This window comes from Pseudomonas sp. TNT2022 ID1044, from assembly GCF_028656895.1.
Classification (GTDB): Bacteria; Pseudomonadota; Gammaproteobacteria; order Pseudomonadales; family Pseudomonadaceae; genus Aquipseudomonas; species Aquipseudomonas reinekei.
Genome location: NZ_JAMDHB010000030.1, coordinates 1 through 660 on the forward strand (window position 1 = coordinate 1; position 660 = coordinate 660).

At 65.3% G+C, this 660-nt stretch carries 1 protein-coding gene; it reads left to right on the plus strand.

Translation table 11 applies throughout. The features are described from left to right. A partial coding sequence (locus tag M5G20_RS28445) for an effector protein Tle3 domain-containing protein (RefSeq protein ID WP_273921901.1) occupies positions 1-660 on the plus strand: 660 nt, incomplete at both ends.

The window sequence follows — 660 nt, forward strand, 5'->3', positions numbered from 1 at the left end:
CCGAGCGCGACAATCGCGGCAAGGTGTACGTGTATTTTTGCCCGGACGACACCACTGTGGCGCTGGATGACGTGCAAGGCATCGGCACCTACGGCGTGCCCGACGCCACGCCCGACGGGCGACCGGCGATGATGGCGCTGCAATCGATGGGCTTTTATCAACGGCTGTGGACCAAACGCCAGCGTGACGGCGAGCCGGTGCTGGTGGGTAAACCGCCGCAGCCTGAATTCATTCGCGCGCCGGGCGAGCACCGTTATCCGGGCGCGTCCATGCTCATCGGAGTGGCTTCGCAAGCGCCGATCGCCAAGGGGCAGGAACGCCTGATCAATGCCGAGGCCCTGACCCCGCCCCATGCGCCACAGATGTTTGGCGGCGAAGCCATCCAGGGCAGCCCGACCACTGCCGGCCTGGACAAACCCGATGAAGTTGCCAAAAGCATCGCCCTGGGCAAAGACGCCGCGACCTTTTTGTGGATCAGGATGCCCGTCGAATATGACGCGCCCAACACCACGCAGCAGGAAGCGCTGGCGCGGTTTAACGGGTTGTCTAAAGACCCGGAGGACCACACCCGCGCCGTCCGCAAAGGCGCGGCCCGCACTCGCACCAGTTCTTTTCACGAGCGCGAGGAAACCCCGCGCGAAGCCCGGGCGCGCATGGAGC